The sequence below is a fragment of the Pseudorhizobium halotolerans genome, from assembly GCF_902153235.2.
Classification (GTDB): domain Bacteria; phylum Pseudomonadota; class Alphaproteobacteria; order Rhizobiales; family Rhizobiaceae; genus Neorhizobium; species Neorhizobium flavum.
This window is the reverse complement of the sequence record NZ_CABFWE030000011.1, coordinates 708,020-722,182: the sequence shown is the minus strand read 5'-3', so window position 1 is coordinate 722,182 and position 14,163 is coordinate 708,020. Positions and strand designations below refer to the sequence as shown.

Below are 14,163 nucleotides of genomic sequence, written 5' to 3'. Positions count from 1 at the left end.
TTGGTCGGCCGATCATCTATGTCACGCGCGCTTGCGCCTGCGGCTGCCCCAACCGAACCGGCCGAGCGTGCGGAGCCACAAACACAGGCAACCGCGCCAAAAGAAGATGTTGCTCGATCTCCCGTCAAACGGTTTCGCTTGAGCGTATTGCGCGCGGCAGGATGGTCGATCGGTGGATATGTATGCATTCAACTGCTGAGGATATCGAGCAGCCTTGTTCTTACAAGACTGCTGGTGCCGGAGATGTTTGGTCTTATGGCGGTAGCGACAATGGTTCAGGTCGCTGTCGCAATGCTATCCGACCTCGGCCTTCGTCCAGCTGCTATTCAAAGTCCGCTAGGCGACCAGCGTAACTACCTAGATAGCGCCTGGACACTGCAGTTTCTTCACGGGCTGTTGATCTGGGCAGCCTGCCTCTGCGTCGGCTACTTAATTTCGGTGGCACAGTCGCAGGACTTGATGGCCGCCGGCTCCGTTTACAATGAATCGGCTCTGCCTGCAGTGATCGCCGTCAGTTCTTTCAGCAGCGTCATTGCCGGCCTGCAATCGACGAAAGTCATCACGGCGTACCGCCGTCTTGAGCTCGGTCGCCTGACGGCGATCGAACTGGTTGCGCAGTGCGCTGGCCTAGGCGTGGCTGTCGTCCTGGCAGTACAGACGAGGTCTGTCTGGTCCTTCGTTTTTGCGACACTATGCTCTGCCGCTCTGACTACCGCGCTGAGTTTCCTGTGGCTTTCCGGTCGCGGGAACCGGTTCAGGCTCGATAGGGATTGCGTGAGAGATCTGATCCGCTTCGGAAAGTGGGTGATGCTTTCCTCCACATTCACCGTGGTAGCGAGCAACGGTGACCGGATCTTGCTAGCAGGATGGGTGGGGCCGGCGACGCTTGGCCTCTATATCCTGTCATTCAACCTCGTGTCGATGTTGGAGGGCGCGGGTAGTCGCCTGTTCCACTCTGTTGCCGTCCCGGCTTTGAGCCAGATCCGCCGGGAAAGTCCGGAGGGGCTTGCTCAGGCCTATTGGAGGCTAAGACTGCCGTTTGACGTCTTATTCGTCACGGCAGCCGGTGCCATTTTCGCTACGGGCGATGTCCTGGTAGCGGTGTTGTACGATTCTCGTTATGAAGCCGCCGGGTCGATGCTGAAAATCCTCTCGTTCAGCCTGCTTTTCAGCCGCTTCGGTATCTTTGCCAATGTCTATTTCGCTATGGGTGAGCCACGTATACTCACCGCCTTCAACTTTGTCCGTGGGCTCTCGATCTTCCTACTTCTTCCGATCGGATACCTCTTGTTTGATATGGATGGGGCTGTCTGGGCCGTGGCTCTGCATGGAGCGCCATCTTTCTTATTGCTCCTATTCTTCCAGGTGCGGCATCGACTGAACAATCTGAAGCTCGAGCTCTTGGTTCTTCTGGCATGGCCGCTCGGCTATGTTGCAGGGCTATCAGCCGAATGGATGCTCTCCCCGGTTGTATCCTGCCCCAACTGGCCGATCGGTGATTCGGTAGTAGCTTAACTACTCCGATGGGCGGAGATCCTTAGCGCATCTAGTGGATTGCTCTACCCTGTACGAGCACCGTAGGATTTCTCTGGTTGGGGGATGCGTAGCGACGCCGAATTCGCGGACGTCAAGCGATTCATCCTTTTGGTCAAGATTCTGAGAAGAGGCCGCAGTTCGCCAGCGCGGACTGCGGGGACCGGTCGGCTCGCGATGATGAACGCTGCAGAAATGACTTGCGCAATTCGAGCGCCAACAGCGGGAGCCGTGTTGGCAAGTGGTGACGGCAAAGCCATGCCTGACCGTCGTCGCCGAGTTCTTCTCATCGCCGAGGCCGCCAATCCCGATTGGCCAAGTGTGCCCCTCGTTGGATGGAACCTCTCACGGGCGATAGCGCAACGTGTCGACGCCCTGATCGTCACGCAGGTGAGGAATAGATCTGCCTTCCTCCGCGAAGGTCTTATTGAGGGCGAGGATTTCATCGCCGTCGACAATGAAACGACGGCTAGGCTCTTTCATGGGATCGGCGAGATCCTACGGGGCGGTGACAATAAAGCATGGACGCTGGTGACGGCGCTATCGTCCTTGGCCTACTACAGCTTTGAACGAGAGCTGTGGCGAAAGCTCAAGGACAGGATTCGAGCCGGCGAGTTCGCTCTGGTGCATCGCATCACGCCGCTAAGTCCGACCAGCCAGAGCTTGTTGGCCCGCAAACTCTCGAAGATCAACGTACCATTCGTGATTGGCCCCCTGAACGGCGGCATTGCATGGCCACGAGGCTTCTCCGAGGTGCGCAGCAGAGAAGGGGATTGGCTTTCGTTCGCGAGAGGGCTCCATCGGCTCTTGCCTGGCTACCGGGCAACTCGTGCAAAGGCATCGGCAGTGATCGCAGGCTCGCGTGCCGCCTTGGCCGAGTTACCGACAGCATGCTCCGACAAGAGCTTTCTGTTGGCTGAAAATGCTATAGATCCAGCGCGCTTTCCATTCACACGACGACCGCTTCGCCATGATCGCCTACGAGTTGCGTTCGTCGGGAGACTGGTTCCGTACAAAGGGGCTGATATCCTGCTGCAGGCGATTTCTTCGCTCGAGGCGCGGGCAGATGTCGACGTGACCATTGTCGGGGATGGACCCCAACGGCCCGAACTCGAGGCGCTAGTACGGGTTCTGAAGCTTGAAAGTCAGGTGCGCTTCGCCGGCTGGGTTGCCCAGGAAAAACTCGCGATGGAACTATCCGACTGCGATCTTCTGGCCTTGCCGAGTATTCGGGAGTTCGGAGGCGGAGTGGTGGTCGAGGCGATGGCACTCGGACTCGTTCCGCTCGTCGCGAATTATGGAGGACCGCCAGAGCTGATTGATGGCGCAAGCGGCCTTGCAATCGATTTTAGCGATCGCGGAAGTCTGCGTGCCGGCTTTACCGCCGCACTTGAAGGGCTCCTGGCCGACCGAGCCGCGATATCCGCGATGAGCCGTGAAGCGGGCCGGCGCGCCCGCGCCTATTTTACGTGGGATGCCAAGGCTGAGCAGATCCTAGCTATTTACGACTGGGTCTGCGGCGATCGCAGTAAGCCGCTGTTTTCCATCGACTCCGAGCAGGGGCTAATGGCGGCAAAGTTGACGAAGAGCAAATATTACGAATTCCTTAATAATCGTGGACAAAATTATCCTAAAGTAGTAAGTAGATAGTCTATTTGTGTCAGATTATGCGGGACCAGATAGAGCCGGCGACATAGGAAGAACACTGGAAGCCAGATAAGTATGGCGTAACTGTCGAAACAAAGGGGGAGACCATGGACTCGGCAGCAAGTGTACATGAAGCATCAGCCTTCGCTAGGAGGGCACCTACGCCCAAGGATGTCTCACAGCTAATCCGGGAGAGTAGCAGCGCCGTATCGACAGTCGCCGGTGATGGCTGCCTGCTTGTCCTGGACGGACGGGTCTTAGACCGCGAGTGTCTTGCAAAAGCGTTGATCAGCCGGGGCATTGAGAAGGAAGTTCTTGCTGTCGGCTCCATTGATGAATGGAAGAAGGAGAAAGACGTTCATCCTCCTATTCAAGCCATCCTTTTCAACATCGGCGGCAGGCGCGCAGACGATGAATCGATGGCTACGGAGATGGACCGGTTGATGAGCGAGATGGGGTCGGTGCCCATAGTCGTTCTTTCCGACAACGATGACCTCCCTCAGGTGCTGAAGATGTTGGAATATGGGGCCCGCGGCTTCATTCCGTCATCAGTCGGGGTTGCTGTTTGCATCGAAGCATTGTCATTGGCCATGGCGGGCGGCATCTTCGTTCCGGCCAGCACAATACAAGCAATGAGTCACCTGGTTCCGGAGCCTCCATCGGCGGACCGCCGTCCTCTGTCTGGGATGTTTACTCCGCGTCAAGAGGCGGTGGTCGAGGCTTTGAGGAGAGGCAAGGCTAACAAGATCATCGCTTATGAACTCAACCTCCGCGAAAGCACGGTTAAAGTCCATATCCGCAATATCATGAAAAAACTCAAAGCAACCAACCGGACGGAGGTTGCTTACAAGCTCAACGATATCTTTGCGGACGGGAGGCAGCGGCACTGAGACATGGCAAAACAAGTGAACCGATGTCGCCACTCGTGAATAGCGGGTGGCGCTTCTTTTTGTCCGAAGGCATCCGTTCGCCGGGCCTCGACCATAGAACCGCTTGAAAATTGGTCACAATACAGTCTCTCAGTTCTACGTCGGCGCCGCGCCCCCCCGGTCACCCATAACCGACCGCCGCCAGGCTCGAGCGATTTGAGGCTCCTGCCGTCGCGGCGGCTTCTAATTACCAGCTGCAACAAAGGTTTCGGCAAAGACCGAGGGACACCGTCTCTGGCTATTGCAGACACGCCTCGTCCCGGACCTCGGAACGAGTTGCAGCCCTTCGTCCATGTAATCGATCCGGGGAAATCTCGGGGGCACGATAGCCTTGGTCGACAGTCGTGCATGCGGAGTACGCCTTCCTATCTCTTCGGACGCGTGTTGCGAATACCAGTACATCCTAAATAGGTAGGGGGGAGCCGATTTGATACGGCCAATTTGCCCGTTAAACGAAGCTGTTACTGTAAGAAACGGGTAATATATGGATGGGTAAGGTACGTTAAAACTATTCATTTCATTGTCGAGAACTGAAGTCTGTCAGCTAATTGAAGACTCAGTTCTGGTTGGGGCGGAATGGGGGACGCATGTCTGTTTATGTTGTCACGGTAGATCTCGATCGATTAGGAACTAACTATAGTGTACTTCGAAAGAAATTGTTTGCGCTGCATGCCTTGCAGGCTCAAGGATCGGTATGGTTGGTGAGATATGATAGTGGGGCTGACGCCTTGCGGGACCACCTGCAGACTGATCTCGATCAAAATGACCGCTTGTTCGTGGCAGCACTCAACGACGAGTGGGCGACTTTCAACATGGCGCCTTCTCGCCGCTGGCTGGAGGAAGCCGGTCCCCTTTCTGCCCCGTGAGCTGTTGCTAGGCACTGCCGTCCGTGCGGCAGGAGGAGATGGGCGCAGGAATATCCCCAGCAACTTGGTTTGATGCTGCGGCATCCAGCGGTGCGGTGATTGACGTTATTGCTCTTACTCCACATCGCGCTGCCGTCAGGGCAGCGGCGACATAGGCAGCTTTCCAAAGGTGAACCGGCAAGCCGGAGCTCGTATCGCAGCCCCTCTGGATCAACACTACGACGGGCCGAGGATGGTCGGCCGACCGGTTCCCTCGCAAGACTTTTCGACCGCGAAGATAGCACAGGCCACAATGCGGCCTTTCCAAAACACGCGGTCAGAGAGGCATCAGCGGCTGAACCACATTCAACGAAGTGAGGTAAAAATCCTCGCCCTAAGCCAAACAGCCGAGGCCCATACCCTCTTCGATGCCTTGAGCCAACAGCGCATCTGATGCATCATGAAATCTCAAGGTTGGGGGAAGAACGGGCCCGGGGACGCGTAGATGAGACGTCGCCGGGCTCTTCTTATGAAGGCGCGCAAGGGCTCCAAAACGCAAAGCGTCCCTGCGAGCCGGGTAAGGGTCAATGGGCCGGCGCCGCAGAAATAGTCACTCTGTAGGTCAATCCAGCAAGCAAGCTTCCTGAGCCGCTGATATAAAGACGCTTCGCGCTTCTTCAACACTGGCTCGCCGGGACATCGCTGCGCGGCACCCGCTTTCGGCAAGGTCGTGGTAGGTGCCACCGAGGAAGGGCCAGCGGTCAGCAAGGTACCGACAGGCCTCCGCAGGTCCTTGCACCAGTTCAATCGGACCGTAGCCAATCCTTATTGCAACCGGTACCCGCCACTGGACTATGTCTTCGCGAGCTGATGACGAGATCATTTTCTGCCCCCCCGACAAGAAAATGGCTTCAATTATGCCATCGCTGCCTCCTCGAAGCGATCAGTGCAGCATACCTAATCGTGCTGATGTCAGGGTTCCTCTGCCACCCCATCAGGCTGTCGTGATCGCCGGAGGTACAATACTTCCGATTGCGGATTTCCTTCGAAGGAAGGATTTGCCCCGGCTGCCATCCGCAGGTGAAAGTTGTTCTTGCTCTGCAGGAGAGAGACTATCCGTGGCATCACATCGACTGGCATTATTCGTTACCGCTCCCGTCATCGAACTCCCTGGGAACAAAGTTGTTCTGGACAAGAAGTTCGTGCGTGGAATCGAGGCACATCTCGAATACTGGAACGGGCCCCTGCGATGTTTCTTGCGGCGGGGCGCTCGGGAAATACCTTTTGGACAGGCGTTCAAGTCCGACGCCCTCGGCTTCGACCTGTCTTTGCTGGAGCCTAACCACCGGGTGACCGATACCTGTCTGGCCAACTTCGATGTTGCATTGCTTTCGGGAGACAGTACTGCCGACCTGCTGTCGCCCACTTCCATCGCGCTGTCCCGATGCCGTCTCGCTTATGGAATCGAGTATACGCATCAAACGCGCCAGCGGATAAACCAGCTTGAGTCGATCGGTTCGATGAGAAAGGCCGTTCGTGCGCTTCGTATAGCCATGACGGAGATGCGTCGTCGGAGCGCCTTCCGGCATGCGGCGGGTCTGCAGTGCAACGGGTATCCGGCTCACGAGGTCTATGGGTCGCTGAACGCGCGCAGCATGCTGTATTTGGACAGTCGTGCCCTCCCTGAAATGATGGCGACAGAGAAGGAAATGTACGCCCGGGAGCGATGGTTGTTGTCGGGGAAGAGCTTGCGGCTTGTCCACTCTGGCCGTCTTGAGCCAACGAAAGGCGCTCATCAACTCGTTCCCATAGCTCATCGCCTCAAGAAGGCTGGTCTCAACTTTACATTCGACATTTATGGGGCGGGGAGCCTAGCAGGACTGATCTCAGACGCGATCAGGGCACATCACCTCAGCGATGCTGTACGTCTTCATCCATCGGTAGATTACGTTCGCGAGTTGGTTCCTACGATGCGCCGCAGCTATGATCTCTTCGTGAGTGCACATCTCCAATCTGATCCTTCGTGCACCTACCTTGAAAGCTTGGCCTGCGGCGTGCCTGTCGTCGGCCATTGCAACCAAATGTGGCGCTCTTTATCTGAGGCATCGGGAGGGGGATTTGCGGTGTCGCCCGCAACGCCGGCCGCCATGGCTGAAATGATCTTAGACTTAAACAGCAGACGGTGGGCCGTCGTGGAGGCAGCACGAAGAGGCCTAGCGTTCGCGAAACGCCACAACTTTGCCTCCCAGTTTCGGTTGAGGATGGAGCATCTGGCAGACCTGGCTAGATGAGTTACCGGCTCGCCTTGTAAGACCAAGGCAGTAATCCTACGAATCCTTGGATGAGGTGTAGGGGGCGAGCCCCCAGGGTTGGGGGGGCGGGGGCTCGCCTGCATGTCCGGCCCGGTCAGGTCAGACATGCATTTTTGGGCTGCAGCTATTGCTCCGAGCGCCAGAGCTAGCGTCAGTCGTAAAACTCACTGCATTTTCAGGGTAGCGCGAGATTCGTGGCGATGCATCGCCCGCCTTCGGAGGCGGCAGGGTATAAATCAGGTGACATACACACCTTCAAAAGGTTTATATTTTCTTGGGTTGCCTAATTTCCGGCGTCAGTTCACCGGGGCCAGCTGTGTTTCCACCATCAATGTTCTGCTGACTTTGTCGACAGCTGTCTGACGAGATTGATCGCTTTCCAGCTCCAGTAATCTTATCAAATAACGACCGTACGCGCTCTTGGCCTGAGCTGCTGCACACCGTTCGAATTGCCGCTCATCTATCAAGCCTCTTCTCAAGGCGATTTCCTCAGGACAGGCTATCTTGAAGCCTTGGCGGCGTTCGAGCGTGGCAACGAACTCCGCCGCCTCGAGAAGACTATCGGGCGTTCCCGTGTCTAGCCAGGCATAGCCGCGTCCCATACGTTCAACATGCAGGTTTCCCTGTTGAAGGTAGAGATTGTTGAGATCGGTGATCTCCAGCTCCCCTCGTGCGGAGGGAACGAGATCGGCGGCAAGATTGACCACCGTTTCGTCGTAGAAGTACAGGCCGGTTACGGCCCAGTTGGAACGTGGTCTCTGCGGCTTTTCCTCGATCGACAGGGCCCGCATCGACCTGTCAAATTCGACCACACCATAGCGTTCAGGATCGCTCACCTGATAGGCAAAGACAGTCGCACCGCCCGTTGAATGAGCTGCGGTAGCTAACAATTCGGGGAGCCCGTGGCCAAAGAAAATGTTGTCCCCCAGGATCAAGGCCGACCGGTTTCCAGCAACATGATCCGCTCCGATAATGAACGATTGTGCAAGCCCTTCAGGCTTGGGTTGAACAGCATATGTGAGGGTGATTCCCCACTGTGTCCCATCGGACAGTAGGCGCTGAAAACCGCCGAGGTCCTGCGCCGTGGTGATAAGAAGAATGTCTTGGATGCCAGCCAGCATCAAAGTTGTCAGCGGGTAATAGATCATCGGTTTGTCGTAGACCGGCATCAACTGCTTGGAGATGGCTTGTGTAATAGGATAGAGCCGAGTCCCTGATCCCCCGGCAAGGATAATACCTTTCATTGCGCAGTTTCCTTCGCCGGGAGTTGAACACAGATCTCCGCTATGTCCCTCGCTGAAGTCTGCCAGTGAGGCATAGTGATCCCGTATCGTTCCTTGATCTTCGTGGCGTCGAGACATGAGTTCTGCGGCCTCATAGCGGCGGTCGGGTATTCCCTCGACGACACTCGTTCAATCCGGATGCGTCGCGCGGTGGCCGCCTCGACAACCCCAAAGATGAACTCGGCGAAGTCAGCCCAACTGGCGTCGCCGGCAGGCGCAAGATGAAAGAGGCCTCGTAGTTCTGGATGATCATCCTGCAGGAGCCGATGTGCGAGTGCCAGGATGGCTGATGCAGCAGCAAGCGCGGAGGTGGGTCGGCCTCTTTGATCGGCGACGACGCGAACAGTATCTTGCTTCGCTGCGAGCGCCAGCATCGTCTTTAGGAAGTTCTGCCCGAAGGGAGAGTAGAGCCAGCCCGCTCGAATGATCACATGATTGGCTGTTGCCGCTCGAACTTCGGCTTCCCCAAGTAGCTTCGATGCACCATAGACTGACAAGGGCTCCGTATGGTCAGCCTCGGTGTAAGGCGCGGGTTTGGAGCCTGAAAAGACGTAGTCTGATGAAATATGGATTATTGGAACATTGAGCGCGGAAGCCGCCACCGCGACAGCGCCTGCACCCTTCGCGTTCGTTGCATAGGCTAAGTCCGGAAGATCTTCAGCTTTGTCGACAGCGGTGAAAGCCGCTGCGGAAACGATGAGGTCGGGTTGCTTGCCAAGCACCGCCGTCATAACCGTGTCGGGCTTGAGAAGGTCAAGTTCGGGTCGCCCGATAGAGATCAGATCCAGACCGTGAATCGGCGCAAGGTGCCGTAGGCACTGAAGCAATTGCCCGTTGTTTCCAGTGACTAGGACACGCATAAGCTTCCTCCCACGAACCTGCCGACGCCGCGCGGAAGGGGTGGTTCGAGACTATCTCTTAGGGGTTGCCACCACCAAGGGTTGTCTGTGAACCACTTGACCGTCTTGTAGAGGCCGGACTCGAAGTCTTCCTGGGCCTGCCATCCCAGCTCAAGCTCGAGCTTGAATGCATCGATGGCGTAGCGCGCATCGTGCCCGGGCCGGTCCTCAACGAACCGAATGAGGCGGCTATGCGGAGCCGCCATAGGCATGAGTTCATCCATGATGGCGCATATTTGATTGACCACTTGCAGATTGGAACGCTCGTTACGACCACCGACATTGTATCGGGCCCCCGGACGTCCGTGCGCGGCAATCAAGCCGAGCGCGCGTGCGTGATCATCGACATGAAGCCAGTCGCGCACATTCGATCCGTTACCGTAGATTGGAAGCGCACGACCCTGAACCGCATTGAGGATCATCAAAGGGATTAGCTTTTCTGGATACTGGAAAGCCCCATAGTTGTTGGAGCAGTTGGTCACGATGACTGGTAGCCCGTAGGTTCGATGCCAAGCAAAGGCCAAGTGATCGCTCGCCGCTTTCGATGCCGAGTAGGGCGAGGACGGATCATATGAACTTTCTTCGGTGAAGAGGCCTTCGTTGCTCAATGAGCCGTAGACCTCGTCTGTTGAGACATGGACGAACCTAAAGGCATCTGCAGCGTCCGCATCCAGGCTAGCGCGATACCGCCGTGCCGCTTCCAGGAGGCTGAACGTGCCCACGATGTTGGTCTGCACAAAATCAGCAGCACCGTTTATCGACCGATCGACATGGCTTTCAGCGGCGAGATGAAGAATGGCTTGAGGGCGGAACTGCACCAAGGCGTTCAGGACCCGTTCAGTCTCGCAAATATCGGCCCGGATGAAATTGAACTGCGACGTATGCGCAACGGCCGAAAGCGATGCGAGGTTGCCGGCATATGTCAGCTTGTCGATCACAAGTACGTCTGTATCGCAGACCTGAATGAGGTGCCGCACCACCGCCGAACCTATGAAGCCGGCTCCTCCTGTTACGACTATACGCATGGGGCAACTTCCTGATGGTGGACTGGCGCGTCGGCGTGGATCTCTTTCAGGCGTGGCTGCGACGCATCCTTTGGTGAGACAATCACCGGCCCTACGATGGGCCATCTGATGCCGATATCCGGATCGTCCCATGCAATCCCGCCTTCATGCGACGCGCTATAGGGTGCTGTTACTTTGTAATTGGTGATTGTATCCGGCTCGAGGCTCATGAAACCATGAGCAAATCCTTCCGAGATCCAGATCTGAAATCCGTTCTCGGCTGATAAGACCATTCCGAACCAGTCCCCGAATGTCGATGAATTGGTCCTAAGGTCAACGGCGACATCGAAAATGGCGCCTCGGGGGACGGTAACCAACTTGCCCTGTTGAACCGGTGAACGTTGGTAGTGGAGCCCCCTTACCGTCGCCGGGCGGGAGCAAAGTGATTGGTTGTCCTGTACAAATCTCACGTCCGCCACCTGGGACCTGAAGAAATCCTCGCAAAAAAGCTCGCAGAAATATCCGCGGTCATCAGAATGTCTGCTTGGGATGATCACGACGACGCCTGCAAGTATGGTGGGTTCGATCCTCATGGTGACTCCTGTTGGCGATCAGGCGCTTGACCTGATTACGGAGACGTCAATTTCGAGGATTGGCCGGATGCGGTACGTTGAGATGCACCTTCAGCTGCATGTCTGAAGCGCACTCTCATCGATCAGTCCCAACCCTAAGCGGATGGTACCTTGGATCGGATGGCCTCGCGCAGTTGACCGTTCGGACGAACAGCAGCACCTTTCGGCTTAGAAATGGGCGAGGCCGCCGACGCTGCTGGCAGGCTACTGTGGGAAGCCATAGCGCACGGTTATCTCCCAAAGCTCGCGATTTATGCTAACCAGGGACGCAATGCTGTCTTTGATCCGTCCCACTTCGGCATCATCAAGGGCTTCTACCTTGCCATACTTTATAGCGTCCTTGCTTTCAAAAATGCGCAGGGACTGCGTCAATCCGATTTCTCCTGCGGGATCGAATGAATAGATACAGTGATTATACTTGTTGCGCAGCTTAGCCTCGTCGCCTAACCGGCGGGTCACGTCAAGGACATCTGCGCGGCAGCGCGGCTCTGTCCTTTTCATCTTTGCCAGACGCTCGACAAGATCCATGCGCGCGCGGGGCGTATTGAGGGTCAGGAAAATGACAATTGCTGTCTCTTTGTCGACACCTGCCAAGCCGGCGATCATGTGGATGAGCAGGCTCTCGGTATTGGTCCACGTGTAGTTCATCTGACCGACGAGGAGGAGTACGTCCTTGAACTTGGGCATTGTTCTTTCGATCCTGAAGACCGCGTGAATCGTATATTGCCTTGGGTATGATGAGAGCGTCCGCGGTGAGCCATTTTACTGTGCCAAGCGAGCTTCGTCATCCCGTGCTGTAGTCGGACCAAGGATCGCGACAGACGCGACCCATGAGGGCAGCCCGGCAAGAGATGACAGTGGCACATGGGCCGGCGAAGGGGAGGTTTCCCTCCCGTAGCTGAAATCCATGAGGGTCAGTCCGTAAGATCGGTTTTTCAGGCGTAGTTGAGGTCGAAGGCCCCGAAACCCTCCAGCTCCCTCTTCCGACGTAGTCAACCTTCCAATGGCTTAGTTCAAGCGGGCCAGAAGGGCAGGGGGCTAGCCCCAATTGGCAACTTATCGATCTCGCCTGACGGGCACACACTTCGGCCCGTGGATTGGCCTGCGTCCGGCGAGGAGGCTGGTGTGCCAACCACTCCCCGCAACAAGCACGGGAGGACCGTCGATCAAACCAGACACAGGTTTCGCTGCGGGCCTTTTTCGCCCGCGATTTCACAACCTCATTCGCCCGACCAAGGCCCCAAGGAGATGAAGGGTGGTCACGTTGCGGCAATGGAACGACAAGGGACATCATCATGTCGAGCAAGCGTAGCAACCACGAGATGAACCTGTTTCCGATCTTCAATGATGACGATCAGGAACAACAGCAGCAACAGCAGCAGAGGCAGAAGGAGCAGCAAGAGCAGGCTCAGGACCAGTCACAATGGTCCAATCAGAACCAGCATCAGACGAGTGAGTCGACCAACCTGAACGGCAACGGCAACCTTAATCTGAATGGTAGTGCTAATCTGAATGGCAACGCCAATTTGAACGGCAATGCCAACTTCAACGCCAGCGAGAACATCAATGAGAACGTCAATGAGACCACGGTCGATGTTGGTGTAACCGTTGATGTTGCCATGGATGGCTACCTTCCGGATGACGACGACTTTGCAGACATTGACGTCAGCGGTGGCAGCTCCGTGGAAGGCGTCTTCAACATCAAGTTCGAAGACATCCTGAACGAGGCGCTCGACGGCGAAGGCAATGACGTCGGCAATGTCCTGAGCCAGGTCGCCAACATTCAGGACGACGACCATCTTGGTTCTGCGTCCGTCAACAACAACGGAAACTTTGAGCTCCATCAAGGCGCTTCCGGAGGATTCGCGATCGCCAGTGATGGCATCGACGCCGGCGGCTCCGGAGGAGACGGTGGCAACGATGCTGATGCGGATGGCGGTGATGGTGACGACGGCGGCGATTCGACCGCCGGAGGAGCAACCGGCGGCGCAGGCACCGGGGGATCTGCTGGAAGCGCAGCGCTAGGCGGCATCAGTGTCGGCGGTCTTGCAGCCGGCGGCTATGGCGACAGTGGTGAAGCCACAAGCGGTGACGCGGACGGCGCCCGTGGCGGAAGCGGCAACGGTGCCCGCGGTGGCGACGCCCTTGGCGTTGGCCTTGGGCTGGGCCTTGGCCTGGGTGCGGGTCTGGCGTTCGGTGGAGAGGGTGACTCCGGTGGAGATAGTGAAGGCGGCAATGGCGGCGACGGCGACGACGGCGGTGATGCCGACGGCGGCAACGCTGGTGCCGGCGGCGCTGGCACCGGTGGAGACGCGATCCCCGTCGTGGGCTCGCTGGGCCTGATCAACCCGATCCTGGTCGGCGGCAATGACGGCGGTGATGGCTATGGCGGTGATCCGACCGGTGGCGCCGGCGGTGGCGGTGGTACCGGTGGCGACGGTGGTTACGGCGGTGCCAGCGGCACAGCCGGGGCAGGCGGCGACGGCGGTGCAGCAACCGGAAGCGGGAGTGGCACCGGCAGTGGCAGTGGCAGTGGCGCTGCGACCGGTGGCGCCGGTGGTGCTGGGACAGGCGGGGCCGGCGGTGACGCGGACAGCGGTGACGCGACGAGCGGAGCGGCCACAGGTGGAGCCGGCTGGGCCGGCGGCGGTGACGGCGGCGCAGCCCTCAGCGGTGCCTGGGCGGACGGCTTCGGCGGTGATGCCTTCGGCGGCTGGTCCATGGGTGGTGCCGGTGGTGCCGGCGGTGCCGGTGGCACGGCAACGACAGGCTACGGCGGCGCCGGTGGCTCAGGCGGTACCTGGGGTTCGAGCAATGGCGATGACGGCTTCGTCACCGGCACGAGCTCGGCATCGGCGGATGCAGCCATCGACACCAATGCCTTCAACCAGGAGATCGTGCTGGGAGCAAACCTGCAGCAGAACGCCATCGATATGACGATCGTCGGCGGCAGCCTGACCAGCAACGTCATCGGCGAGGATGATGACGCCGCCTAAGGGTGGCGCATCGCCCCAACATTGAAATGGATCTGCGCGATGATTTCGCGCAGATCCACCCACTGGGACCTCGCCACCGACGA

Annotated in this window: 12 protein-coding genes; 6 read left to right on the top strand and 6 right to left on the bottom strand. The window is 57.7% G+C overall.

The annotated features are described in order from the left end of the window. The first annotated feature begins 18 nt into the window (after window positions 1-18). The 4 genes from FN060_RS18730 (at window position 19) to FN060_RS18715 (ending at window position 4,975) form a co-directional block, all read left to right on the top strand. Window positions 19-1,515, top strand: a complete 1,497-nt coding sequence (locus tag FN060_RS18730; RefSeq protein ID WP_142589514.1) for an oligosaccharide flippase family protein — start codon at window positions 19-21, stop codon at window positions 1,513-1,515. 252 nt (window positions 1,516-1,767) lie between these two features. Next, a complete protein-coding gene (locus FN060_RS18725; RefSeq protein WP_183949802.1) occupies window positions 1,768-3,183 on the top strand; it encodes a glycosyltransferase family 4 protein in 1,416 nt (471 codons plus the stop codon). A 104-nt stretch (window positions 3,184-3,287) separates the two neighbouring features. Further along, window positions 3,288-4,070: a LuxR C-terminal-related transcriptional regulator gene (locus FN060_RS18720; protein WP_142589512.1), complete on the top strand. Its 783-nt coding sequence runs from the start codon at window positions 3,288-3,290 to the stop codon at window positions 4,068-4,070. 626 nt (window positions 4,071-4,696) lie between these two features. Further along, a complete protein-coding gene (locus FN060_RS18715; protein ID WP_142589511.1) occupies window positions 4,697-4,975 on the top strand; it encodes a hypothetical protein in 279 nt (92 codons plus the stop codon). A gap of 601 nt (window positions 4,976-5,576) precedes the next feature. Here FN060_RS18715 and FN060_RS18710 read toward each other — a convergent pair. Further along, entirely contained in the window at window positions 5,577-5,837 is a 261-nt protein-coding gene (locus FN060_RS18710; RefSeq protein ID WP_142589510.1) for a DUF982 domain-containing protein, read from the bottom strand. A 235-nt stretch (window positions 5,838-6,072) separates the two neighbouring features. Here FN060_RS18710 and FN060_RS18705 point away from each other — a divergent pair, with 235 nt between their 5' ends. After that, window positions 6,073-7,245 carry a glycosyltransferase gene (locus FN060_RS18705; protein ID WP_183949800.1) on the top strand — a complete coding sequence of 391 codons (1,173 nt, stop codon included), beginning with the start codon at window positions 6,073-6,075 and terminating at the stop codon, window positions 7,243-7,245. 317 nt (window positions 7,246-7,562) lie between these two features. Here the strand turns inward: FN060_RS18705 and rfbA are convergent, their stop codons facing one another. The 5 genes from rfbA to FN060_RS18680 form a co-directional block, all read right to left on the bottom strand. Beyond that, complete coding sequence (rfbA, locus tag FN060_RS18700) at window positions 7,563-8,510, bottom strand: glucose-1-phosphate thymidylyltransferase RfbA (RefSeq protein WP_142589508.1); 948 nt, start codon at window positions 8,508-8,510, stop codon at window positions 7,563-7,565. After that, on the bottom strand, window positions 8,507-9,409 hold the full coding sequence (gene rfbD, locus FN060_RS18695) for a dTDP-4-dehydrorhamnose reductase (RefSeq protein ID WP_142589507.1): 903 nt from the start codon (window positions 9,407-9,409) through the stop codon (window positions 8,507-8,509). The genes rfbA and rfbD overlap by 4 nt, the downstream gene beginning before the upstream one ends. Continuing rightward, entirely contained in the window at window positions 9,397-10,473 is a 1,077-nt protein-coding gene (gene rfbB, locus FN060_RS18690) for a dTDP-glucose 4,6-dehydratase (protein ID WP_142589506.1), read from the bottom strand. The genes rfbD and rfbB overlap by 13 nt, the downstream gene beginning before the upstream one ends. Further along, window positions 10,464-11,045 (bottom strand): dTDP-4-dehydrorhamnose 3,5-epimerase, encoded by a 582-nt coding sequence (rfbC, locus tag FN060_RS18685; RefSeq protein WP_142589505.1) that lies wholly within the window; start codon window positions 11,043-11,045, stop codon window positions 10,464-10,466. Before rfbC ends, rfbB begins: the two co-directional genes overlap by 10 nt. A gap of 243 nt (window positions 11,046-11,288) precedes the next feature. Beyond that, complete coding sequence (locus tag FN060_RS18680) at window positions 11,289-11,771, bottom strand: hypothetical protein (RefSeq protein WP_052640176.1); 483 nt, start codon at window positions 11,769-11,771, stop codon at window positions 11,289-11,291. 608 nt (window positions 11,772-12,379) lie between these two features. Here FN060_RS18680 and FN060_RS18675 point away from each other — a divergent pair. After that, window positions 12,380-14,080, top strand: coding sequence for a hypothetical protein (locus FN060_RS18675; protein ID WP_142589504.1), 1,701 nt, complete (start codon window positions 12,380-12,382; stop codon window positions 14,078-14,080). Window positions 14,081-14,163: the final 83 nt, after the last annotated feature.

Excerpts from the sequence above, each read along its gene's own strand:
- FN060_RS18730 (WP_142589514.1), top strand. The coding sequence starts at position 19 with ATGTCACGCGCGCTTGCGCCTGCGGCTGCCCCAACCGAACCGGCCGAG.
- FN060_RS18720 (WP_142589512.1), top strand. The coding sequence starts at position 3,288 with ATGGACTCGGCAGCAAGTGTACATGAAGCATCAGCCTTCGCTAGGAGG.
- FN060_RS18715 (WP_142589511.1), top strand. The coding sequence starts at position 4,697 with ATGTCTGTTTATGTTGTCACGGTAGATCTCGATCGATTAGGAACTAAC.
- FN060_RS18710 (WP_142589510.1), bottom strand. The coding sequence starts at position 5,837 with ATGATCTCGTCATCAGCTCGCGAAGACATAGTCCAGTGGCGGGTACCG.
- rfbA (WP_142589508.1), bottom strand. The coding sequence starts at position 8,510 with ATGAAAGGTATTATCCTTGCCGGGGGATCAGGGACTCGGCTCTATCCT.
- rfbD (WP_142589507.1), bottom strand. The coding sequence starts at position 9,409 with ATGCGTGTCCTAGTCACTGGAAACAACGGGCAATTGCTTCAGTGCCTA.
- rfbB (WP_142589506.1), bottom strand. The coding sequence starts at position 10,473 with ATGCGTATAGTCGTAACAGGAGGAGCCGGCTTCATAGGTTCGGCGGTG.
- rfbC (WP_142589505.1), bottom strand. The coding sequence starts at position 11,045 with ATGAGGATCGAACCCACCATACTTGCAGGCGTCGTCGTGATCATCCCA.
- FN060_RS18680 (WP_052640176.1), bottom strand. The coding sequence starts at position 11,771 with ATGCCCAAGTTCAAGGACGTACTCCTCCTCGTCGGTCAGATGAACTAC.
- FN060_RS18675 (WP_142589504.1), top strand. The coding sequence starts at position 12,380 with ATGTCGAGCAAGCGTAGCAACCACGAGATGAACCTGTTTCCGATCTTC.